Genomic DNA, 22,396 nt, shown 5'->3' with positions numbered 1-22,396 from the left:
AAGCCGCCAGTATAAAGGCTTGCGGGTTGAGAAACAGCTTTACACATTTTTGCTCAATATTTTGTGAACATCTGTTGCTGGTCATTGGGCCGTAACATTCGCGCCCTAGCCTGCGGACTATTTCAGGGACGTTGCCATGCATGATGCACCTGCCTTCACCGCTGTGCTGTTCGGCCTGCGCAATTGCTTGGTACAGGCTCGAAACGGCAGCCCCCTGCCCGCCCCTGGCGCGCTCGATGCCCTGGCCGGCTTGCGGCGCCGGCAAGTGCCATGCATCTGGCTCGATGAGCAGAGCGTAGCCCAGAGCAAGCACCTGGCCAGTGTGCTTCCGCAATGGCTGCCTGGCCATGGGGCCAATGGCGCCCAATGGCCTGCGCCGAATGCCTGCTGGCAGGCGCTGATGTGCCTGGGTAGCCCGCGCCTGGAAGGCTGCGTACTGGTCAGCGGGGAACCCCGGCTGCTGCAATCAGGCCTCAGCGCCGGCCTGTGGACCGTCGGCCTGGCTGCTTGCAGCCCATCCTGCGACCTTGCCTCCAGCGATTGGCAAGCCATGAGCCCGCACGAGCAGGAACTGGCCCGCGGTAGGGCGACCCTGGCATTGTTCGACCTTGGCGTGCACTCGGTCATCGACCACCTCGAAGCGCTGGACACCTGCCTGGTCGACATCGCCCAGCGCCGACGCAAAGGCGAAAAACCCTGATACAGCACCGTTGATGCGGGTCATGCAAAGCGTGGGCAAGTGGATTACGCTTGAAGACAGGCGAGAACCTTTGCCCCGTCGCCGAGGTCCATGCCTTGCCAAGCCATTGATGGAGAACAACCAATGCCTGCCCGCGAATTGCAAGAGCGACTGAACAGCCTGCGCGAGCAACTGGATCGAAACGTGCCGCTTTCGGATGAGGAACTGGCCGCCCTGCATGAAGAGGCGCGACAGATCGAGGCGCAGTTGAAGCTTGAGGAAGCGACACCAGACCACAACCTGGTGGATGGGGTGAACCTGGCGATCGAGCGTTTCGAGGCCGATCACCCGGATCTGACCGCGACCCTGCGCAGTATCGCCAACTCGCTGCACAGTATGGGTATCTGAAGAAGCGAGGGCCGCTGCGCGGCCCATCGTCGGCAAACCGGCTCCACCAGGGCGTAAAGCAGTCCTAGACTTACTGACGCACCAACCGCAGGTTCTGCGGACTGACCGGACCCGTGCTGCGATACGGGTTGATGTCCAGCCCGCCCCGGCGCACATAGCGCGCATAGACCGTCAGATGCTCAGGCTCGAGCAGATGCTTCAGGTCAAGGTAGATCCGCTCCACACACTGCTCGTGGAAGTCAGCATGCTGGCGGAAGCTGATCAGATAAGTGAGCAGGCTGGCATGATCCAGCGCCTTGCCCTTGTATTCGACCACCACGCTGCCCCAGTCAGGCTGGCCGGTCACCGGGCAGTTGGATTTGAGCAAATGACTGTGTAGCGTCTCCTCCACCACCCGGTCAGGGTCACAATGCAACAGTTCCGGCTGGGGCTGCTCGTAGTTGTGGATAGCGACATCCAGCGCATCGATGCACTGCCCAGGCAACGCCACCACGCCTTGCGCCTCGACTTCGGCCAAGGTGCGCACCTGCACACCCACCGGTTTGCCGGCGGCAGCGGAGAGGTCTTTCACCAGGCACGCCTGCAACTGGGCAATCGACTCGAATACCGTCTGGTTCAACGAGTTGAGGTACAACTTGAACGACTTGGACTCGATGATGTTCGGTGAATCGGCCGCAATGGCGAACTCGCCAATCGCTACCACCGGCTTGCCCGACGGCAGCAGCCAGGACAGCTCGAAGCAGTTCCAGAAATCCACACCTTGCCATGGCAGCGTCTGGGCGGTTACGCCCAACTCGGCCCACTTGGCGGTACGCGGAATCGGAAACAGCAGCGAAGGGGTATAGGTGGCAATGTATTCGCTGGACTTGCCCAGCGGGGAATGTTCGGCGGCGGGATGCATGGAAACTGACCTGAAGGTTCGAAATGCCCCTAGTCTACCGTTTTTGCGCCTCGCCTTGGGGCTCTTGTCACTCGATGGCCGACGACCTGACGGGAACAGGAAGCAATGACTGGCGGTTGGCTGACGGGAAGATTACAACTTCGTCAGCTTGGCCGAGCGGACACATCGTCACGTATCATTTACAGGCCCCCTTCAGCCAACACGGACAATGCATGAAACTGCTGATCGTCGAAGACCAGGCCCGCACCGGTCAGTACCTGTGCCAGGGCCTCAGCGAAGCAGGCTTCGCCACCGAACTGGCCGCCGATGGCGACACCGGTCAGCACATGGCGCTGACTGGCGACCATGACCTGCTGATTCTCGATGTGATGCTGCCAGGACGCGATGGCTGGCAAATTCTGCAGGCCGTACGCCAAGCCGGCCTGGACACACCGGTGCTGTTCCTCACCGCACGCGACGCCATCGAGGATCGGGTCCACGGCCTGGAGCTGGGCGCCGACGATTACCTGGTCAAGCCCTTCGCCTTCTCCGAGCTGCTGGCCCGAGTGCGCACCTTGCTTCGCCGGGGCGCCAACCCCGCCCAGGACACCTCACTGAGCCTGGCCGACCTGCGCCTGGACCTGATCCGCCGCCGTGCAGAACGCGCCGGCCAGCGCATCGACTTGACCGCCAAGGAGTTTGCGCTACTGGAATTGCTGCTGCGCCGACAGGGCGAGGTGCTGCCCAAGTCATTGATCGCCTCGCAAGTCTGGGACATGAATTTCGACAGCGATACCAACATCATCGAAGTCGCGATCCGCCGCCTGCGCCTGAAGATCGACGACCCGCATGGCAATAAGTTGATCCATACCGTGCGCGGCATGGGCTATGTACTCGAAGAGCGCCACGACTGATGCGCCCGGTTTCACTGAGCAGCCGCCTGGCACTCCTTTTCGCCGCCTGTACCGCAGCGGTTTCCCTGGGCGCAGGCTTGCTGTTCAGCCACGCCAGCCGGCAGCACTTCATCGAACTGGACCAGCAGTTGCTGGAGTCGCGCCTGTCGCTGTTTCGCACCCAACTGGCCGGCGTGAACGACGCTCGCGATCTGCGCGCACGCGAGCCTGCTTTGCGCAACGAACTCAGCCACCAGTCGGACCTCGCCCTGCGCGTAGAGGGCCAGGATGGTACGCTGTGGTTCGACAGCCAGTCGGCGTTGCCCGAAACACCCTTGCCTTCCGGGTTGGCCACCTTGCATGCCAACGGTATGGATTACCGCAGCCTCACAGCCCCCTTGAGCGCAGGCGACCGGCACGCTGCGCGCCTGACGCTGTTCCTCGATATCACCCACCACCAGCATTTTCTACAAGGCATGCAGCGCCTGATATGGCTCACTGTCGGTCTTTCGGCGCTGGCCACCGCGCTGCTCGGCGCCTGGGCTGCGCGCCGTGGACTGCGGCCCTTGCGCCAAATGGGCCAGGTCGCAGCCAGTGTGTCGGCACGCTCGCTGACTACCCGTTTGCCCGCCGAGCAGATGCCAGATGAGTTGGCAGAGCTGGCCTGCACCGTGAACGCCATGTTGCAGCGCCTGGACGACGCCTTTCAGCGGCTGTCGGCGTTTTCCGCCGATATCGCCCACGAACTGCGTACACCGCTGTCCAACCTGCTGACCCACACCCAGGTCACCCTCACCCGCCCGCGCAGCCTAGAAGACTACCGGGAGGCGCTACATGGCAACCTGGAAGAGCTGCAACGGATGGCGCAGATGGTCAACGACATGCTGTTCCTGGCCAAAGCCGACCATGGCTTGTTGGTACCCGGCCTTACGCCGCTGGCCTTGCATGACGAAGTGGATGCCCTGCTGGAGTATTACGCACCGCTGGCCGAGGACGTCGAGGTGCGGATGCAGCGCGACGGTGAAGCGATGCTGCAGGGCGACCGCCATATGTTGCGGCGGGCGCTGTCCAACCTGCTGGACAATGCCTTGCGCTTCACACCCGCCGGTGGGCAGATACAAGTGACGTTGGAGCCAGGGCTACGCCTTTGCGTCGCCAACACGGGAACGCCGATAGAGGCGGCGGTGTTGCCTCGGCTGTTCGATCGGTTCTACCGCGCGGACCCGGCACGGCGGGAAGGCAATAACGAACATGCCGGGCTGGGATTGGCGATTACCCGGTCGATCGTACAGGCCCATGGCGGGACCATTCGGGCGGAGTGTACGGATGGGTGGACGCGGTTCGTGATCGAATTCAGCGCCCGGCAGTGAATCCCGGGAGCGGCCTTGCGTAACGAAAGGGGCGCAAAACGCCCCCTAGCACCAACCCGATTTCAGACAGCGAGCCCAATAGCCGGCTGCACCTGCGACGCCCGATACGCTGGGTAGATGGTCGCCAGGAAACTCATCACCAACCCCGCCGTGCAGATGATCGCCACATCCCCCCACTGCAACTCGGACGGCAGGCTGCTGACGAAGTACACATCCGAGGTGAAGATGTGCTGCCCGCTGACCCGCTCCAACCAACCGACGATCTGACTGACGTTGATTGCGGCAATCACCCCGAGCACACCGCCGATCAGCGTTCCGACGATACCGATCAGGCTGCCCTGAACCATGAAGGTGCCCATGATCTGCGCGGGCGTGGCGCCCAGGGTACGCAGAATGGCGATGTCCGGCCCCTTGTCGTTCACCACCATCACCAGTGTGGCGATGATGTTGAACGCCGCCACTGCGATGATCATCAGCAACAACAGGCCGATCATGGTCTTTTCCATCTTCATGGCGCTGAACAGGCTGCCCTGGGTGTGCGACCAGTCGTCGGCGCGGTAGGCATCGCCCAGGCTGGCGGCGATGGCCTTGGACACCTGGGGCGCGGCATACAGGTCATGCAGCTTGAGGCGCACCCCTTGGACCTGGCCCGCGGCCCAGTGCTGCATTTCGCCGGCATCGGCGACATGCATGTAGGCCTGCGAGCCATCGAGCTCGGCACCGACCTTGAAGATACCGACCACGGTCAACCGCTGCATGCGCGGGGTGATACCGCCCGGTTCCTTGCTGATTTCCGGGACGATCAGGGTCAGCTTGTCGCCGGTATTGAGACGGAAGCGACGCGCGGTCAGCTCACCGATCACCACCCCGTATTCTCCTGGCTCAAGGTCCTGCAAACGCCCCTGGACGATGTGCTGGCCGACGATGGACACCTTGCCCTCCTCGGCGGGGTCGATACCGCTGACCTGGATCGGCTGCATGGCGCCCTTGTACGACAGCATGCCTTCCATTTCCGTGATAGGCGCAGCGGCCATCACCGCAGGATTGCTCAGCGCGGCATCGGCCGCCTTGCGCCAGTCGTCCAGCGGCTGCACGCCAAGGATCGCCGCATGGGGTACCAAACCGAGAATGCGCGAGCTCATCTCGCGCTGAAAGCCATTCATCACCGACAACACCACGATCATCGCCAGCACGCCCAGGGACAGGCCGATCATCGAGGTCATGGAGATGAACGAGATGAAATGGTTGCGGCGCTTGGCACGGGTGTAGCGAGCACCGATGAACAAGGGCAAGGGTCTGAACATGTACGAAAACACCCAATGAATAAGTTGCGGGGCGGCTCAGGCCGCCCCAGGCACGCTGATCAGATCGCTACCAGGTGGCCATCGTCGAGCTTCAGCACGCGGTCCATCTGACGCGCCAGATTGAGGTCGTGGGTCACTACCAGGAACGCCGTCTTGGATGCACTGGACAATTCCTGCATCAGCTCCTGGATGCCCTGGGCGGTGTGGTGATCGAGGTTGCCGGTCGGCTCGTCGAGCATCACCAGGCCCGGGCGATTGACCAGGGCTCGGGCGATCGCCACGCGCTGACGCTCGCCGCCGGACAGCTCGGCCGGCTTGTGATGCAGACGATGGCTCAGGCCAACGCGCTTGAGCAAAGCCTCGGCGCGCTCGCGGGCCTCGGGTATGGGCGTGCGGCCGATCAGCAGCGGCATGCACACGTTCTCCATGGCGGTGAACTCGGGCAACAGGTGGTGGAACTGGTAGACGAAGCCCAGTTCACGGTTACGCAGCAGGCCACGGGCACGCTCGCCCAGCGCCGACAGTTCTTCGCCGGCCAGCCAGACACTGCCTTGGGTGGGCCGGTCGAGCCCGCCCAGCAGGTTGAGCAAGGTACTCTTGCCCGAGCCGGAACTGCCGACGATGGCCACTCGCTCACCGGCATGCAGTTCGAGGTTCAACCCGGACAACACCTGCACCGACTCCGGGCCCTCCTCGTAGGACTTGCCCAGGTTGCGGCAACTCAGAACGGCTTTATCACTCATGCGCGACTCACTCATAACGTAGCGCCTCTGCAGGCTGGGTGCGGGCCGCACGCCAGGCCGGGTACAGGGTGGCGAAGAAACTCAGGACCAGCGCCGCACCGCAGACCATGTACACGTCATTGGCCTGGATCTGCGACGGCAGGTAATCGATGAAATACACATCGGCGTTGAGGAACTTGTGCCCGATCAGCTTCTCGATGCCGGCGATCACCGCGCTGACATTGAGCGCGGCGATAATCCCGACCACGGCGCCGATCAAGGTGCCGATCACCCCGATCACCGTGCCCTGGACCATGAAGATGGCCATGATCTGCCCCGGCGTGGCACCGAGGGTACGCAGGATGGCGATATCGCCGCGCTTGTCGTTGACCACCATCACCAGGGTCGAAATGATGTTGAATGCCGCCACGGCCACGATCAGCAGCAACAGCAGGCCGATCATGGCTTTTTCCATGCGAATGGCCTGGTACAGGTTGCCGTGGGTGCGGGTCCAGTCGCGGCTGTAGAATTCCTGGTCACCCAGGCGCTGGGCGATCTCCCAGGCCACGCGCGGGGCCTGGAACAGGTCGTCGAACTTGAGGCGCAGGCCCTGCACCTGGTCGGCCTTCCAGCGGTGCAGGCGCGACAGGTCGGCGATATTGGTCAGGCCCAGGTAGCCATCGATCTCGCCGGCGCCGACGTGGAAGGTGCCGACCACGGTGAAGCGCTTCATGCGCGGGAACATGCCGGCCGGCGTGACGCTGACTTCGGGGGCGACGAAGGTGAGTTTGTCGCCGATGGCCACCCCCAGCTTTGCCGCAGCCTTGTCGCCGATCATGATGCCCCACTCGCCCGGCGCCAGTTGCTCCAGGCGCCCTTGCAGGATGAAGTTGTCGATGATCGACACCTCACGCTCGCGCGCAGGGTCTATGCCATTGAGCAAAACCTTCTGCACCTTGCCATCGTGAGTCAGCAGGCCCTGCATCTGGGTGTAGGGCGCAACTGCCACCACCTGCGGATTCTGCTTTACTTGTTTGGCAAGGGCTGGCCAGTCGTTGACGGGCTGGCCGCTTTCGAGCGTGGCGTGGGGAATCATGCCCAGCACGCGGGTACGCATCTCGTGGTCGAAGCCGTTCATGACCGAAAGCACCACGATCATGACCACCACGCCCAGGGCGAGGCCGATCATCGAGGTCAGGGAAATGAACGAGACGAAGTGATTGCGGCGCTTGGCACGGGTGTAACGCGTACCGATGAATGCGAAAAGAGGTCTGAACATGTCGGGGCTTGTTCGGATGAAAGGGAACGTCCTTGTGGCGAGGCGCCTACGGCGGCTTTACACTCGGACCACCGCCGCTACCATGGGTTCGCCATGACGACATTAGACGAAGAAGATCGCCGCGAATACTACCGCATCGAAGACCGGATCGCACTGGAAATCAGTCCCTTGAGCGCGGCCGAAGCCCTTGAGACAGAACTGTTGCAAGATGAGTCCCCGCTGTTCAACCTGCTCAGCGAACTGCACCTGTCCGACTTCGAGTCCCAGCACCTGCTGCGCCAGCTGAGCGAGAAGGACCGCACCCTGGCCGCCTTCCTGCGCGCCCAGAACAAACGCCTGGACCTGCTCAGCGCCGTGGTTGCGCAGACCCTGATCGGTGAAATCGGCAAGCCTCAGGCAGTGGTCATCTCCGAAGGGGGCATCGAATTCGCCCAGGCCAAGCACATCGCCCCTGGCACGCGAGTGAAGGTAAAGATGGTGCTCATGCCCCGCGCCCATGGCCTGTTGCTGCGAGGCCGGGTGACCCATTGCGATCCTCGACCGGACGGCACCTACGAGGTTGGCACCGAATTCACCGACATGACCGACGCCCAGCGCCAGTTGCTGGCCCGCTACATCCTGCAGCGCCAGCAGCAGCAACGGCGCCAGCAGCTGGAACAGAACCCACCCTCCTCCTGAGCCTGACACTCTTTTGAACTGAAGGAACGAACGTGACCCTGATCTATGGCCACCGCGGCGCCAAGGGCGAAGCACCCGAGAACACCCTGACCAGCTTCCGCCAGTGCCTGTCCCACGGCGTCACCCGCTGCGAACTGGACCTGCACCTGTCCGCCGACAACGAGTTGATGGTCATCCACGACCCCACCCTCAAGCGCACGACCGGACGACGGGGCAAAGTGGTGGAACACACCGCTGACGAACTGGTTACCTACGATGCCCGTAAAGGTGGCCCTGGCCATGTGCAGCCCTGCCCTATCCCGCGCCTGGAAGAGCTGTTCGAGAAATGCGCCTTCGAGCACTGGCAACTGGAAGTGAAAAGCGCATCGCGCACCCGCGCCGCCACCACCGTGCTGGCCATTCGCGAGCTGGCCCAGCAATACGGCATGCTGGACAAGGTAACCATCACCTCGAGTTCACGCGAAGTACTGGGCGCCGCACAGGAACTGGTCCCGGACGTGAAGCGCGGCCTGGTCGCCGAGTACGCCTGGCTCGACCCGCTGAAGGTCGCGCAGAACTACGGCTGCGAAATGCTGGCGCTCAACTGGACGCTGTGCACCCCTGAGCGTCTGATCAAAGCGCAGAACCAGGGCTTGCACGTATCGGTGTGGACGGTCAACGAGCCGGCACTGATGCGCCGGCTCGCTGATTTTGGCGTGGACAGCCTGATTACAGACTTTCCCGGTTTGGCCAAGACCACCCTCGGGTAGGGCTGAAATCGGTCTCCCCGACCGGCTCAGGCCACCGGCCGGAGCCGCTCAAAAAAGCCGGTTCAGGCCGTCGTAGGCAGCTACCCGATAGGCTTCGGCCATGGTCGGGTAGTTGAACGTGGTGTTGACGAAGTACTTCAGATTGTTCTGCTCACCTGGCTGGTTCATGATCGCCTGACCGATGTGAACGATCTCCGAAGCCTGGTAGCCGAAGCAGTGCACACCCAGGATCTCCAGGGTTTCACGGTGGAACAGGATCTTCAACATGCCCTGCGGCTCACCGGCGATCTGCGCACGGGCCATGCTCTTGAAGAAGGCCTTGCCCACTTCGTACGGCACCTTGGCCTGGGTCAGTTCCTGCTCGTTCTTGCCGATCGAGCTGATCTCCGGAATGGTGTAGATACCGGTCGGCACGTCATCGACGAAGCGCCAGCTGCCGTTGTCGACGATGCTGCCGGCCGCCGAACGGCCCTGGTCGTGGGCGGCACTGGCCAGGCTCGGCCAGCCGATCACGTCACCGGCACCGTAGATGTTAGGTACGCTGGTGCGGTAGGCCTCGTCGACCTCGATCTGGCCACGGCTGTTGACCTTGATGCCAATGTTTTCCAGGCCCAGCTTGTCGGTGTTGCCGGTACGGCCGTTACACCACAGCAAGGCGTCGGCCTTGATCTTCTTGCCCGACTTCAGGTGCAGGATCACACCGTTGTCCAGGCCCTCGACCCGCTCGTACTCCTCATTGTGGCGCACGGTGATGTTGTTGTTGCTGAAGTGATAGCTCAGCGCCTGGGAAATTTCCGAGTCCAGGAAGCTCAGTAGCTGGCCACGGTTGTCGACCAGCTCAACCAGTACGCCAAGACCGCTGAAGATCGAGGCGTATTCGCAACCGATGACACCGGCACCGTAGACGATCAGCTTGCGTGGGGTGTGGCTCAGGCTGAGGATGGTGTCGCTGTCGTAGACGCGTGGGTGGTGGAAGTCGATGTCGGCTGGGCGGTACGGGCGCGAGCCGGTGGCGATGATGATGTGCTTGGCCACCAGTTTCTCGACTACGCCGTTGGGGCAAACCACCTCGACGGTCTGCTCGTCGGCGAAGCTGCCGGTGCCGACGAAGACATCGACACGGTTGCGGGCGTAGTAGCCGGTACGCGACGCGACCTGCTTGGAAATCACTTTCTCGGCGCTCTTGAGCACGTCCGGGAAGGAGAACCAACGTGGCTCACCGATGGCGCGGAACATCGGATTGGTGTTGAACTGCATGATCTGCCGCACCGAGTGACGCAGTGCCTTGGACGGGATGGTGCCCAGGTGGGTGCAGTTGCCGCCGACCTGACGACGGCTGTCGACCATTGCCACCTTGCGCCCTGCTTTGGCGGCATTCATTGCCGCGCCTTCTCCGGCCGGGCCGGAACCCAGCACCACTACGTCGTAGTTGTAGACAGCCATGCGTACTCCTTCAGAACTGGCCCGCGGGTCACGGTGGCTCGCGGGGCTCGATCATGCCGCCGAGGCGCCATGAAAAAATTCGGGTGCAGTCTAATCAAGCGTGAACGCCGCGAACATTAACCCTTGGTCGCGTCGTAGGCTATTTTTACCTGCACTACATGTCGTTCACCGACTCCGTGGCGCCGATCATCCGTCCTTGTGCTTTCACTCGCCTTTCACCGCCCGTTCGAACGCAGGCGTAGCTCGGGAGACGAAGCCACCCTCTGCCCGAGTCACCAATACCGCCGCCAACTCATGAGCCACGGCGAAGTCCCAACCGCGCTCAGGCCCAAGAATCAACAGCAGGGTCGAATAACCGTCCGCTTGCAGGGCCGAGGCATCGAGCACGGTGACTGCCGCGAGACTGTGATCGACCGGGCGCCCGAGACGCGCATCGAAGGTGTGCGAATAGCGGCGGCCATTCTGCTCGAAATAGTGGCGATAGTCACCCGAGGTCGACACGGCAAGGCCGTTGACGGGAATGATCTGGCGGGCAATCTGGCGATCTTCACGGGGCAGTTCGAGGGCGATGCGCCAGGCACTGCCATCGGGCTTGTGGCCCACCGCCTTGAGCTCCCCGGTGGCCTCGGCGATGAAGTTGCCGATACCCATGGCGCGCAGGCGCTCGGCGATCAGGTCGACCGCATGGCCAGCGGCGATGCTGTTGAAGTCCACTTGCACCGGGGCATCCTTGCACAGGGCCTGGCCATCGATGTGCAGGTGGCGATAACCCACACGCTGGCGAGCCTGGGCCAGAGCCTGCGGGTCCGGCACCTGCTCGGCCCGTGCCTGCGGGCCGAAGCCCCAGAGGTCGAGCAGCGGCTCGACCGTAAGGTCGAAGGCTCCCGCGCTCTGTTCGGCGAGGCGCTGACCGAGGGCGACCAACTCCAGCATGTCAGGCGGCAGTGCCAAGCACTGGTTGGCCGGGAGCTGGTTGAAGCGGCTGACGGTGGAGTCGCCCCGGTAGGTCGAGTAGTGCTGGTCGACGCCCTGCAAAAGGGTCTCGACCGCTGCCTGCACCTGCGCAGGCGCCGGGCCGCCGGGTTCGCGAACGTACTGGATGCTGTAGCTGCTGCCCATGGTCGGGCCGCTCAGGCGCTCCAGGGTCGGCCCCTGGTCGCAGGCGGTGAGGAGCATCAGGATGAACAAAAGGGCTGTACGCAAGGTTGGGTTCTCGATTGCCTGCACCGACCTTATCGTCAGCCAGCTGACTGACGATAAGACCGGTACAAACACAATAAATGCAGGCCAAAAAAAACGGGAACCCGAAGGTTCCCGTTTTTTCATTGCCTTACAAGCGGATCAGCGCGGAAACGCTGGCGGGTTCACACCGGCCATCTCTTCCATCACGCGAACCACCTGGCAGCTGTAACCGAACTCGTTGTCGTACCAGACGTACAGGACAACACGGTTGTCGTTGCAAATGGTGGCTTCGGCATCGACCACACCGGCGTGGCGCGAACCCACGAAGTCGGTCGAAACCACTTCCTGGGAGCTGACGTAGTCGATCTGCTTGTGCAGTTCCGAGTGCATGGCGGTCTGGCGCAGGTACTCGTTGATTTCGTCGCGGCTGGTGGCCTTTTCCAGGTTCAGGTTCAGGATGGCCATCGAGACGTTCGGCGTCGGCACGCGAATGGCGTTGCCGGTCAGCTTGCCCTTGAGCACTGGCAGGGCCTTGGCGGCGGCAGTGGCGGCACCGGTCTCGGTGATGACCATGTTCAGCGGCGCGGCGCGGCCACGACGGCTGCCCTTGTGGAAGTTGTCGATCAGGTTCTGGTCGTTGGTGAACGAGTGAACGGTTTCGACGTGACCGTTGACGATACCGTACTGGTCGTTGACAGCCTTGAGCACCGGCACGATGGCGTTGGTGGTGCAGGAGGCAGCCGAGATGATCTTGTCATCGGCGGCGATGTCGCCATGGTTGATGCCGTGAACGATGTTCTTCAGCGCGCCCTTGCCAGGTGCGGTGAGGATCACGCGCTCGATGCCTTTGCACTGCAGGTGCTGGCCCAGACCTTCGGCGTCACGCCATTTACCGGTGTTGTCGACCAGCAGGGCGTTTTCGATACCGTACTGGGTGTAGTCGATCGAGGCCGGATCGTTGGAGTAGATCACCTGGATCAGGTTGCCGTTGGCAGTGATGGTGTTGTTGGCTTCATCGATGGTGATGGTGCCATCGAACGGGCCGTGCACCGAGTCACGACGCAACAGGCTGGCACGCTTGACCAGATCGTTCTCGGCGCCTTTGCGCACGACGATGGCGCGCAGGCGCAGGCCGTCGCCGCCACCGGTTTTCTCGATCAGGATGCGCGCCAGCAGGCGGCCGATGCGGCCGAAGCCGTACAGCACGACGTCGGTGCCCTTACGCGCCGAAGCGTTCTGCTGGCCAACCACTTCAGCCAGCTCTTCACGCACGAACTGCTCGGCGCTGCGGCCGTTGCCTTCCTGCTTGAACTTGTTGGCCAGCTTGCCCAGGTCGACCGAAGCGGCGCCCAGTTTCAGCTCGCTCATGGCCTTGAGCAGGGGGAATGTCTCGTGGACGGACAGTTCGGTCTCGTCGGTTTGACGGTGACGCGCAAAGCGGTGGGCTTTGAGGATCGAGATAACCGAACGGTTGATCAGGCTACGGCCATAGATCGAGCTCACCACGTTGTTGTTGCGGTAGAGCTGACCGATAAGCGGGATCATCGCTTCAGCAAGAGCTTCACGATCGATCCACTCACCAAGACACTGGTCGGGCTTCTGAGTCACGGGAACCTTCCACATGTAGGGACAGAAAAAAGGGGCTACATTATGACGCCCCAACGCGTATCGGGCAATGAGCGCCTGTCGCCGACGCCAGAGCGAGTGTTCATGGCCTTTCGAGCCTGACAGCACGCACCGGCACCGGTACAATTGATCTCTTTGCCGCAACGCTTGGAGTGCAATCTCCCGTGTCAGTTCTGCGCCTACCGCAAATGTCGGCCACGGCCGGCAAACAAACCTGGGGCAACTTGCCCGGTGCCGCCCTCAGCCTTGCCATTGCCGAAGCCGCCAGCAACGCTGGTCGCTTCACCCTTTTGCTGACGGCCGACAGCCAGGCCGCCGACCGTCTGGAGCAAGAGCTGCGTTTCTTCGCGCCGGACTTGCCAGTGCTGCCTTTCCCTGACTGGGAAACCCTGCCGTACGACCTGTTCTCGCCGCACCAGGACATCATTTCCCAGCGTATCGCCAGCCTCTACCAGTTGCCTGAACTGGACCACGGCATTCTCGTGGTGCCGATCACCACGGCCCTGCACCGCCTGGCGCCGACCCGCTTCCTGCTGGGCAGCAGCCTGGTGCTGGACATCGGCCAGAAAGTGGATGTCGAGCAGATGCGCACGCGCCTGGAAGCCACCGGCTACCGCTGCGTCGACACCGTCTACGAGCACGGCGAGTTCGCCGTGCGGGGTGCCTTGATCGACCTGTTCCCGATGGGCAGCAAACTGCCCTATCGCATCGACCTGTTCGACGATGAAATCGAAACCCTGCGCACCTTCGACCCGGAAACCCAGCGCTCGATCGACAAGGTGGACTCGATTCGCCTGCTGCCGGCCCGCGAGTTCCCGATGCAAAAGGACGAAGTGACCCGTTTCAAGGCCCGCTTCCGCGAGCGTTTCGACGTCGATTTTCGCCGCAGCGCGATCTTCCAGGACCTCACCAGCGGCATCATCCCCGCGGGTATCGAGTATTACCTGCCGCTGTTCTTCGAAGAAACCTCCACCCTTTTCGACTACCTGCCGGACGACACTCAAGTGTTCTCGCTGCCGGGTGTCGAGCAGGCCGCCGAACACTTCTGGAACGATGTCCGCGGCCGTTATGAAGAACGCCGTGGCGACCTGACCCGCCCGCTGCTGCCGCCAGCCGAACTGTTCCTGCCGGTCGAGGACTGCTTCGCCCGCCTCAAGCAGTGGCCGCGCGTCGTGGCAAGTACCGACGATGTAGAACCAGGCGCCGGCCGTGAGCGTTTCCCCGCCCGCGCCTTGCCCAACCTGGCCATCGAAGCCAAGGCCAACCAACCGCTGGCCGAACTGGCCAACTTCCTGGACCAGTTCCCTGGCCGGGTCCTGTTCACCGCTGAATCGGCAGGCCGCCGTGAAGTCCTGCTGGAACTGCTTGAGCGCCTGAAGCTGCGCCCGGAGACGGTCGAAAGCTGGGCCGAATTCATCACCGGCAGCGAGCGCCTGGCGATCACCATCGCCCCGCTCGATGACGGCCTGCTGCTGGACGACCCTGCCGTGGCGCTGATTGCCGAGAGCCCGCTGTTCGGCCAGCGCGTCATGCAGCGCCGGCGTCGCGAGAAACGCGGCGAGGCGGCCAACGATGCAGTCATCAAGAACCTCACCGAGCTGCGCGAAGGTGCGCCAGTGGTGCATATCGACCACGGCGTGGGTCGCTACCTGGGCCTGGCAACCCTGGAAATCGACGGCCAGGCCGCCGAATTCCTGACCCTGGAATACGCCGAGGGCGCCAAGCTCTATGTGCCGGTGGCCAACCTGCACCTGATCGCCCGTTACACCGGCAGCGATGATGCCCTGGCACCGTTGCACCGACTCGGCTCCGAAGCCTGGCAGAAAGCCAAGCGCAAAGCCGCCGAACAGGTGCGCGACGTGGCGGCCGAACTGCTCGACATCTATGCCCGCCGCGCCGCGCGCAAAGGCTATGCGTTCGCCGACCCGGCCGCCGACTACGCCACCTTCAGCGCCGGCTTCCCGTTCGAGGAAACCCCCGACCAGCAAGCCGCCATCGAAGCCGTACGCGCCGACATGCTGGCCGCCAAGCCCATGGATCGCCTGGTGTGCGGCGACGTCGGCTTCGGCAAGACCGAAGTGGCCATGCGCGCAGCCTTCATCGCGGTGCACAGTGGTCGCCAGGTGGCAGTGTTGGTGCCCACTACCCTGCTCGCCCAGCAGCACTACAACAGCTTCCGCGACCGCTTCGCCGACTGGCCGGTAACCGTGGAGGTCATGAGCCGCTTCAAGTCGGCCAAGGAAGTGGCGGCAGCGGCGGCTGATCTGGCCGAAGGCAAGATCGACATCCTGATCGGCACGCACAAACTGCTCCAGGACGATGTGCGCTTCAAGGACCTAGGCCTGGCCATCATCGATGAAGAACACCGTTTCGGCGTTCGCCAGAAAGAACAGCTCAAGGCCCTGCGTAGCGAGGTGGACATTCTCACCCTGACCGCCACGCCAATTCCGCGCACGTTGAACATGGCGGTGTCCGGCATGCGCGACCTGTCGATCATCGCCACCCCGCCGGCCCGCCGGTTGTCGGTGCGCACCTTCGTCATGGAGCAGAACAAGAGCACGGTGAAGGAGGCACTGCTGCGCGAGCTGCTGCGCGGCGGCCAGGTCTACTACCTGCACAACGATGTGAAAACCATCGAGAAATGCGCCGCCGACCTGGCCGAACTGGTGCCCGAGGCACGGATCGGCATCGGCCACGGGCAAATGCGCGAACGCGAACTCGAACAGGTGATGAGCGACTTCTACCACAAGCGCTTCAACGTGCTGATCGCCTCGACCATCATCGAGACCGGCATCGACGTGCCCAGCGCCAACACCATCGTCATCGAACGCGCCGACAAGTTCGGCCTGGCCCAGTTGCATCAGTTGCGCGGCCGGGTTGGTCGTAGTCACCACCAAGCCTATGCCTACCTGCTGACGCCACCACGCCAGCAGATCAGCGCCGATGCCGAGAAGCGCCTGGAAGCCATTGCCAATACCCAGGACCTGGGCGCCGGCTTCGTGCTGGCCACCAACGACCTGGAGATTCGCGGTGCCGGCGAACTGCTGGGCGAAGGTCAGAGCGGTCAGATCCAGGCAGTCGGCTTCACCCTGTACATGGAAATGCTCGAACGGGCGGTCAAGGCCATTCGCAAGGGCACCCAACCGAACCTGGAGCAGCCATTGGGCGGTGGTCCGGAGATCAACCTGCGCCTGCCGGCGTTGATACCCGAAGACTACCTGCCCGACGTACATGCCCGCCTGATCCTCTACAAGCGCATCGCTTCGGCCGCTGACGAGGAGGGTCTGAAGGACCTGCAAGTGGAAATGATCGACCGCTTCGGCCTGCTGCCGGAGCCGACCAAGAACCTCATGCGCCTGACTCAGCTCAAGCTGCATGCCGAGAAGCTGGGCATCAAGAAAGTCGATGCCGGCCCCAACGGCGGCAAACTCGAGTTCGAGGCCGAGACCCCTGTCGACCCACTGACCCTGATCAAGCTGATTCAACGCCAGCCCAAACGCTATAAGTTCGAAGGCGCGACCCAGTTCCGCTTCCTGGTTCCGATGGAACGCCCCGACGAACGCTTCAACACCCTGGAGGCGCTGTTCGAGCGCCTGACACCACAGCCTGCTTAAGGAATATCCATGCGTGCCATCCGTTGCCTGACCTTGCTGCTGACGCTGTTCGCGCCGGCCGCCTTCGCCGAAGGCCTGTATCAGGTGGAAATGATTCTGGTGCGGCAGAACAACGTGCCCGCCTTCACCAGCCCGTTCGCCCCGGAAGACTGGAGCGCTGGCGCCCCGCGCCTGGAAAAGGACGACGAGCGTCGGGTCGCCCTGGACGATGAGGTGACCCGGCTCGAAGCCACCCCGAACTACACCGTGCTGTTGCACAAGGCGTGGCAACAGCAGGTGGGCAGCGAGCCCAGCCGTATCGCGCTGGGCACGGGCAAAGAGCAGTTCGGCCACTTCCCCATCGAAGGCAACCTGAGCATCACCGAAGGCCGCTTCATCACTGTCGAGGCCAACTTCTGGGTCAACCAGCTCGATGGCAACGGCAACGTGCTGCAGAGCGAACAATTCAAGCAGAGCAACAGCAATGTGAAAGGCGGCCAACTGACCTTCCTCGATGGCGGCCACCTGGCAGTGCTGCTGAAGGTCACGCCTCCGGGCACACCGAAGATGCCGGTCATGGACCCGGAGATGATGGAGCAGTGATGTGAACGCGGGTGACGCAGAAGAATTGCTCAGGGCCTATCCGCACTGGGTCGATCACTTCGATCCCGGCGCGCTGAGCCGCGGTCGCGCATATGCCGCGCAGGAGCGAACCCGCATTCTGTCGCAGGATGCCACGTCCATCGAGTCGACCTGCAAAGGCTCGTCAGGGCAAACGTACACCCAGATAATCAAGCTGTTCGCGCATGCCGGAGAGCTGCGCATTCTCGGCAGTTGCAGTTGCCCGGTGCGCCTGAACTGCAAGCACTGCGTCGCCGCCTTGCTGCTCGTACAGGACGGCGCCAGCGGTCTCGCCCCCTCCATGACCCGCGAACAAGCCGCACTCTCGCTGCCCCCTGATCTCAACCAGTGGGTGCAGGCACTGGAGACCCCCGCCAAACCGGTGAGTGCTCCGGCACCGGCGCGCAAGGGGCCGGCCATCTATTACCGGGTCTACAAAGACCGCGAACAATGCCGAATGGAAGTGCTCAAAGGCACCCGCCAGGCAGACGACACGCTCAAGCTGGCCCGAATCACGTCGCTGCCTGAACTGATCTACTATACCCCCCGCTACGTGACCGAGGACGACGGCCGCTTGTTGCGCCTGATCGATGCACGCACGCAGTCCGTGACGCCGGTGGTCGAGCTGGAAGGCAAGCAGGGCGCAGAGCTGTTCGGCTACGCCCTGGCGACTGGGCGCCTACTCTACGAGCAGGACCCATCGCCACTGCTTGGCGGCCCGAAGCTGCACGCTGAATTTCGCTGGGTAAGGCTGGAAAACGGCAGTTACCGGGGCGCCTGGTACCACGATGAGCACCTGCAACTTCAGGCAATTCCGATCGAGCCACTGTATTACGTGGACCGGCAGTCGCACCGCTGCGGCATACTCGACCACGACCTTGACCCCTTCATTGCCAGCCAGCTCGCCCGTGCACCCACGGTCCCCGAACACCTCGTCGTGCCCTTGAGCCATCGCCTGAATGCCCTGAACCGCCAGGTTCCAACACCCACCGCTGTCAGCAGCGAACAGATCGAAGATATTTCACCACGCGGTCGACTGACCCTCGGCAGCCTCGAATTCAGCGCCTACATGCCCAAGACCGGTCGCATGCAGCGCCAGATGCAACACCGCGCAGCCCTGTCGTTCGACTATGACGGCCTGCGCGCCAGCGGCAGCGACGAAAAGCCTCTGACTCGCCTGGTGGACGCCACCAGCCAACGCATCCGCCGCCAGCCCCAGGCTGAGCAAGCCCTGCGCAAGACCGTGCGGGACCTCGGTTTCAAGGCCGCCACCCGGCAGAGCAAAGCCCTGCCCGACAGTGCCGGCGAGATGCTGCAATTGCCGGACGACGAAGCCTGGCTGCGCTTTGCCCGCGATGGCCTGCCGCGCCTTCGCGAGGCGGGCTGGGAAATCGACATCCACCGCGATTTCGCCTTCAGCCTGCACGAGGTGGACGACTGGTACGCCACCATCGACGAAGCCCCAGGCCATGAGTGGTTCGACCTGGAGCTGGGGATCGTGGTCGATGGTCAGCGCCACAGCCTGTTGCCGATCGTGCTGCAACTGCTGCGCAGCAATCCTGAGCTGCTGCGCCCAGCCGAACTGGCCCGCCGCAGCGACGACGAGCACCTGCTGATCGACCTCAACCGAGGGCGGCTGGACAGCCCGGCGCTGCGCGTCGCCCTGCCCTACGGTAGGATCAAGGCCGTGATGGGCACCTTGGGTGAGCTGTACCTGCACGAGGACACCGCCGGCCCGGCACTGCGCCTGGACCGCGCCGACGCTGCACGCCTGAACGACATCGCCGATCTGCCACTGCACTGGGAAGGCGGCGAACACGTACGTGACCTGGGCCGGCGCCTGCGCGATGCCCGTGACCTGCAAGTCGCGCCGCCCCGCGAGCTCAACGCCACCTTGCGTCCTTATCAGCAGCAGGGCCTGAACTGGATGCAGGCCCTGCGCGAGATGGGTACCGGCGGGATCCTGGGTGACGACATGGGCCTGGGCAAGACGCTACAGACCCTGGCCCACCTGCTGCTGGAAAAACAGTCCGGGCGCCTGACCTCCCCCGCCCTGGCGGTGATGCCGACCAGCCTGGTGCCCAACTGGCTCGACGAGGCCCAGCGCTTCGCCCCCAGCCTGCGGGTACTGGCCCTTCACGGCCCCGGACGCAGCAAGCACTTCGCCTCTCTGCATGAATACGACTTGGTATTGACCACTTACGCCCTGGTGCCGCGCGACCTGGAACACCTGCGCGGGCAACCTTGGGCGGTCCTGGTGCTCGACGAAGCACAGAACATCAAGAGCAGCACCAGCAAGGCCGCCCAGTCGGTGTGCGAGCTGCAAGCCAGCCAGCGCCTGTGCCTGACCGGTACGCCCATGGAAAACAACCTGGGCGAGCTATGGTCGCTATTCCACTTCTTGATGCCCGGCTGGCTGGGCGACCTCAAGCGTTTCAACCAGGACTACCGCACCCCGATCGAGCGTCAGGGCGACAGCGAGCGCATGACCCACCTGGCCAATCGTGTTCGCCCGTTCCTGCTGCGCCGGACCAAGGAGCAGGTAGCCACCGAGCTGCCCGCCAAGACCGAGATGGTCCACTGGGTCGAGCTCAGCGACGCCCAGCGCGACACCTATGAAGCCGTGCGGGTGGCGATGGACAAGAAGGTCCGCGAGGAAATCGCCCGCAGCGGCGCGGCGCGCAGCCAGATCGTGATCCTCGATGCCTTGCTCAAGCTGCGCCAGGTGTGCTGTGACTTGCGCCTGGTCAAAGGTGTGGAGGCCAAGGCCAACCAGGCCGACAAAGGCAAACTCGGCGCCTTGATGGAAATGCTCGAAGAACTGCTGAGCGAAGGCCGTCGTGTGCTGCTGTTCTCGCAGTTCACCTCGATGCTGGCGCTGATCGAGCAGGAGCTTGCGAAACGCGATATCCGCTACAGCCTGCTGACCGGCGATACCCGAGATCGCCGCGCTCCGGTCAAGCAGTTCCAGGACGGTGACAGCGACGTATTCCTGATCAGCCTGAAGGCCGGCGGTACAGGGCTTAACCTAACTGCCGCAGACACGGTGATTCACTATGACCCTTGGTGGAACCCCGCCAGCGAGAACCAGGCCACCGACCGCGCCTACCGCATTGGCCAGGACAAACCGGTGTTCGTATTCAAGCTGATCACCCGGGGTACCGTGGAAGAGAAGATCCAGCAACTGCAGCAGGAGAAGGCGGCGCTTGCGTCCGGCTTGCTCGACGGCGGCCAGGCCGGGCAGTGGCGCCTGGGGGATGACGAGATCGAGGCGCTGTTCGCACCGTTGCCAGGCAAACGCGGGCGCTAAGCTTCTGGGGCCGCTACGCAGCCCCTTCGCGACACGAGGCCGCTCCCACAGCGATAGCGCAAACCGTGGGATGTCGCAAGCGACGCCTCAGTCGACCAGCTGTGCCTCTTTCAGTGCGCCGAGTGCCTCCCGCCAACGAGGCTGCTGGCGGTAATCGGTCCGGGCAAAGCCCTGCCCACGCATCCGCGCGATCCGTGGCGATGGCTTCACCTTGAGCCGCTGCGCCGCACTCAACGCCAGTTCAGCCGACGCGCGGTCATTGCACACCAGACCCATGTCGCAACCGGCGCTCAGTGCCGCTTCGATGCGGTTGGCGGCATCCCCGACCACATGCGCGCCGGCCATGGACAGGTCGTCACTGAAGATCACACCCTGGAAGCCCAGCTCGCCGCGCAGGATGTCTTGCAACCAGCGGCGCGAGAAGCCGGCCGGCTGGTTATCCACCTGCGGGTAGATCACATGGGCAGGCATCACGGCGGCAAGCTGGCTGCCCAAGCGGGTGAATGGCAGCAAGTCAGCCTGGCGCAATTGCTCGAGGCTACGCTCGTCGGTGGGGATAGCCACATGGGAGTCGGCCTCGGCCCAGCCGTGCCCAGGGAAGTGCTTGCCACAGGCCGCCATGCCTGCGGCATTCATGCCACGGATGAAGGCACCAGCCAATTGCGTGGCGCGTTGCGGGTCACCTTCGAAGGCGCGGCTGCCGACCACTGCGCTGCGCTGGTGATCCAGGTCGAGCACCGGCGCGAAACTGAGGTCCAGGCCAACCGACAGGACCTCGGTGGCCATCAGCCACCCGCACTGTTCGGCCAGGTACTCGGCATTGGCGTTATCGGCAATCGCACGCATGGCCGGCAAGCGCACGAACCCCTGACGCAGGCGTTGAACGCGACCGCCCTCCTGATCGACCGCCAGGATCAGGTCGGGACGAATGGCGCGGATCGACGCACACAATTCACGCACCTGACGGGGGTTTTCGACATTGCGCGCAAAGATGATCAAGCCAGCCACTTCGGGCTGGCGCAGGAGATGTCGGTCCTCGGCGGTCAGCCATTTACCGGCAATATCCACCATCAGAGAGCCTTGCAGGCTGACGGTCATAAGGAATCCTTCATTGAAGACTGAGAGAAGCCCACTGGGGGCAGGCAGCCTCTTCGATACGCACCGGGCAATGGGCCGGCACTCGGTCGAACAGGTCAAGCAAATCCGTGTTGCGCAGGCGTATGCAGCCATGTGACAACGGTACGCGCAAGGGTTCGATGTCCGGCGTCCCGTGCAGGTAAATGTAGCGACGAAACGTGTCGACACCGCCCCGGCGGTTGAAGCCAGGCTCGCATCCACTGAGCCACAAGATGCGGGTCAGGATCCAGTCACGCCCAGGACACTGCTCGTGCAGCGCTGGCGTCCAGACCTCACCGGTCCAGCGTCGCCCGCTCAACACCGCATTGAGCGGCAAACCCGCACCGATCTTCGCACGCACTTGATGCAGGCCACGCGGCGTACAGCCGGAGCCATTGCGCTCACCCGCGCCGTTACGTGCCGTGGAAACATCGAGACGAACCCGCAATTGCCCACGGACGAAGCCGTAGAGGCGCTGGTCGGTCAGGGAAATGTGCAGAAAGTCGAGGTCAGGCATGGGCGCTAGCTTAGCCGAAGCGCCCT

General features: G+C 63.3%; 18 protein-coding genes. 9 read left to right on the top strand and 9 right to left on the bottom strand.

The genetic code is table 11. The annotated features are described in order from the left end of the window. The first annotated feature begins 136 nt into the window (after window positions 1-136). Complete coding sequence (gene pcrP / locus IF103_RS08040) at window positions 137-700, top strand: HAD superfamily inactivated hydrolase PcrP (protein WP_023379596.1); 564 nt, start codon at window positions 137-139, stop codon at window positions 698-700. A 123-nt stretch (window positions 701-823) separates the two neighbouring features. After that, window positions 824-1,087, top strand: a complete 264-nt coding sequence (locus tag IF103_RS08035; protein WP_015269548.1) for a DUF4404 family protein — start codon at window positions 824-826, stop codon at window positions 1,085-1,087. A gap of 70 nt (window positions 1,088-1,157) precedes the next feature. Here the strand turns inward: IF103_RS08035 and queF are convergent, their stop codons facing one another. After that, window positions 1,158-1,988 (bottom strand): NADPH-dependent 7-cyano-7-deazaguanine reductase QueF, encoded by an 831-nt coding sequence (gene queF, locus IF103_RS08030; protein ID WP_023379595.1) that lies wholly within the window; start codon window positions 1,986-1,988, stop codon window positions 1,158-1,160. A 212-nt stretch (window positions 1,989-2,200) separates the two neighbouring features. Here queF and IF103_RS08025 point away from each other — a divergent pair, with 212 nt between their 5' ends. Continuing rightward, entirely contained in the window at window positions 2,201-2,881 is a 681-nt protein-coding gene (locus IF103_RS08025) for a heavy metal response regulator transcription factor (RefSeq protein WP_023379594.1), read from the top strand. Next, on the top strand, window positions 2,881-4,230 hold the full coding sequence (locus IF103_RS08020; protein WP_023379593.1) for a heavy metal sensor histidine kinase: 1,350 nt from the start codon (window positions 2,881-2,883) through the stop codon (window positions 4,228-4,230). Before IF103_RS08025 ends, IF103_RS08020 begins: the two co-directional genes overlap by 1 nt. A 62-nt stretch (window positions 4,231-4,292) precedes the next feature. Here IF103_RS08020 and IF103_RS08015 read toward each other — a convergent pair whose 3' ends face one another. Genes IF103_RS08015 through IF103_RS08005 form a run of 3 tightly spaced genes read right to left on the bottom strand, consistent with a single transcriptional unit; the run spans window position 4,293 to window position 7,535 of the window. Further along, on the bottom strand, window positions 4,293-5,534 hold the full coding sequence (locus IF103_RS08015; RefSeq protein ID WP_023379592.1) for a lipoprotein-releasing ABC transporter permease subunit: 1,242 nt from the start codon (window positions 5,532-5,534) through the stop codon (window positions 4,293-4,295). A 59-nt stretch (window positions 5,535-5,593) separates the two neighbouring features. After that, window positions 5,594-6,277, bottom strand: coding sequence for a lipoprotein-releasing ABC transporter ATP-binding protein LolD (lolD, locus tag IF103_RS08010; RefSeq protein WP_177325244.1), 684 nt, complete (start codon window positions 6,275-6,277; stop codon window positions 5,594-5,596). Window positions 6,278-6,284: 7 nt separating this feature from the next. Continuing rightward, window positions 6,285-7,535, bottom strand: a complete 1,251-nt coding sequence (locus IF103_RS08005) for a lipoprotein-releasing ABC transporter permease subunit (protein WP_023379590.1) — start codon at window positions 7,533-7,535, stop codon at window positions 6,285-6,287. 93 nt (window positions 7,536-7,628) lie between these two features. Between IF103_RS08005 and IF103_RS08000 the strand changes: the two genes are divergently transcribed. Continuing rightward, window positions 7,629-8,213, top strand: coding sequence for a PilZ domain-containing protein (locus IF103_RS08000; RefSeq protein ID WP_023379589.1), 585 nt, complete (start codon window positions 7,629-7,631; stop codon window positions 8,211-8,213). A 32-nt stretch (window positions 8,214-8,245) separates the two neighbouring features. Continuing rightward, a complete protein-coding gene (locus IF103_RS07995) occupies window positions 8,246-8,962 on the top strand; it encodes a glycerophosphodiester phosphodiesterase (RefSeq protein WP_023379588.1) in 717 nt (238 codons plus the stop codon). 48 nt (window positions 8,963-9,010) lie between these two features. On the opposite strand, the gene sthA is transcribed toward IF103_RS07995, so the two are convergent. From sthA to IF103_RS07980, 3 genes are all read right to left on the bottom strand, one after another. Then, window positions 9,011-10,405 (bottom strand): Si-specific NAD(P)(+) transhydrogenase, encoded by a 1,395-nt coding sequence (gene sthA, locus IF103_RS07990; RefSeq protein WP_023379587.1) that lies wholly within the window; start codon window positions 10,403-10,405, stop codon window positions 9,011-9,013. 204 nt (window positions 10,406-10,609) lie between these two features. Then, the gene (locus tag IF103_RS07985; RefSeq protein WP_027906771.1) at window positions 10,610-11,608 is read right to left on the bottom strand and encodes an FAD:protein FMN transferase; all 999 of its coding nucleotides are present in this window, start codon (window positions 11,606-11,608) and stop codon (window positions 10,610-10,612) included. Window positions 11,609-11,746: 138 nt separating this feature from the next. Beyond that, window positions 11,747-13,210, bottom strand: coding sequence for a glyceraldehyde-3-phosphate dehydrogenase (locus IF103_RS07980; protein ID WP_041925454.1), 1,464 nt, complete (start codon window positions 13,208-13,210; stop codon window positions 11,747-11,749). Between the two features lie 167 nt (window positions 13,211-13,377). Between IF103_RS07980 and mfd the strand changes: the two genes are divergently transcribed. Genes mfd through IF103_RS07965 form a run of 3 tightly spaced genes read left to right on the top strand, consistent with a single transcriptional unit; the run spans window position 13,378 to window position 20,737 of the window. Further along, the gene (mfd, locus tag IF103_RS07975) at window positions 13,378-16,827 is read left to right on the top strand and encodes a transcription-repair coupling factor (protein ID WP_202676008.1); all 3,450 of its coding nucleotides are present in this window, start codon (window positions 13,378-13,380) and stop codon (window positions 16,825-16,827) included. A gap of 9 nt (window positions 16,828-16,836) precedes the next feature. Further along, on the top strand, window positions 16,837-17,409 hold the full coding sequence (locus IF103_RS07970) for a peptidoglycan binding protein CsiV (RefSeq protein ID WP_023379583.1): 573 nt from the start codon (window positions 16,837-16,839) through the stop codon (window positions 17,407-17,409). Between the two features lies 1 nt (window position 17,410). Beyond that, entirely contained in the window at window positions 17,411-20,737 is a 3,327-nt protein-coding gene (locus IF103_RS07965; RefSeq protein ID WP_104881992.1) for a DEAD/DEAH box helicase, read from the top strand. An 87-nt stretch (window positions 20,738-20,824) separates the two neighbouring features. Here IF103_RS07965 and nagZ read toward each other — a convergent pair whose 3' ends face one another. Together nagZ and IF103_RS07955 are read right to left on the bottom strand one after the other, a co-directional pair. Continuing rightward, window positions 20,825-21,823: a beta-N-acetylhexosaminidase gene (nagZ, locus tag IF103_RS07960; protein WP_202676157.1), complete on the bottom strand. Its 999-nt coding sequence runs from the start codon at window positions 21,821-21,823 to the stop codon at window positions 20,825-20,827. Window positions 21,824-21,845: 22 nt separating this feature from the next. Continuing rightward, window positions 21,846-22,370, bottom strand: a complete 525-nt coding sequence (locus tag IF103_RS07955; RefSeq protein ID WP_023379580.1) for a L,D-transpeptidase — start codon at window positions 22,368-22,370, stop codon at window positions 21,846-21,848. Window positions 22,371-22,396 lie beyond the last annotated feature (26 nt).

The organism is Pseudomonas sp. SK2 (assembly GCF_016772395.1).
In the GTDB taxonomy this organism is placed as follows: Bacteria; Pseudomonadota; Gammaproteobacteria; order Pseudomonadales; family Pseudomonadaceae; genus Aquipseudomonas; species Aquipseudomonas taiwanensis.
This window is presented reverse-complemented; position numbering and strand designations above follow the sequence as displayed.

Excerpts from the sequence above, each read along its gene's own strand:
- pcrP (WP_023379596.1), top strand. The coding sequence starts at position 137 with ATGCATGATGCACCTGCCTTCACCGCTGTGCTGTTCGGCCTGCGCAAT.
- IF103_RS08035 (WP_015269548.1), top strand. The coding sequence starts at position 824 with ATGCCTGCCCGCGAATTGCAAGAGCGACTGAACAGCCTGCGCGAGCAA.
- queF (WP_023379595.1), bottom strand. The coding sequence starts at position 1,988 with ATGCATCCCGCCGCCGAACATTCCCCGCTGGGCAAGTCCAGCGAATAC.
- IF103_RS08025 (WP_023379594.1), top strand. The coding sequence starts at position 2,201 with ATGAAACTGCTGATCGTCGAAGACCAGGCCCGCACCGGTCAGTACCTG.
- IF103_RS08020 (WP_023379593.1), top strand. The coding sequence starts at position 2,881 with ATGCGCCCGGTTTCACTGAGCAGCCGCCTGGCACTCCTTTTCGCCGCC.
- IF103_RS08015 (WP_023379592.1), bottom strand. The coding sequence starts at position 5,534 with ATGTTCAGACCCTTGCCCTTGTTCATCGGTGCTCGCTACACCCGTGCC.
- lolD (WP_177325244.1), bottom strand. The coding sequence starts at position 6,277 with ATGAGTGATAAAGCCGTTCTGAGTTGCCGCAACCTGGGCAAGTCCTAC.
- IF103_RS08005 (WP_023379590.1), bottom strand. The coding sequence starts at position 7,535 with ATGTTCAGACCTCTTTTCGCATTCATCGGTACGCGTTACACCCGTGCC.
- IF103_RS08000 (WP_023379589.1), top strand. The coding sequence starts at position 7,629 with ATGACGACATTAGACGAAGAAGATCGCCGCGAATACTACCGCATCGAA.
- sthA (WP_023379587.1), bottom strand. The coding sequence starts at position 10,405 with ATGGCTGTCTACAACTACGACGTAGTGGTGCTGGGTTCCGGCCCGGCC.
- IF103_RS07980 (WP_041925454.1), bottom strand. The coding sequence starts at position 13,210 with ATGTGGAAGGTTCCCGTGACTCAGAAGCCCGACCAGTGTCTTGGTGAG.
- IF103_RS07970 (WP_023379583.1), top strand. The coding sequence starts at position 16,837 with ATGCGTGCCATCCGTTGCCTGACCTTGCTGCTGACGCTGTTCGCGCCG.
- IF103_RS07955 (WP_023379580.1), bottom strand. The coding sequence starts at position 22,370 with ATGCCTGACCTCGACTTTCTGCACATTTCCCTGACCGACCAGCGCCTC.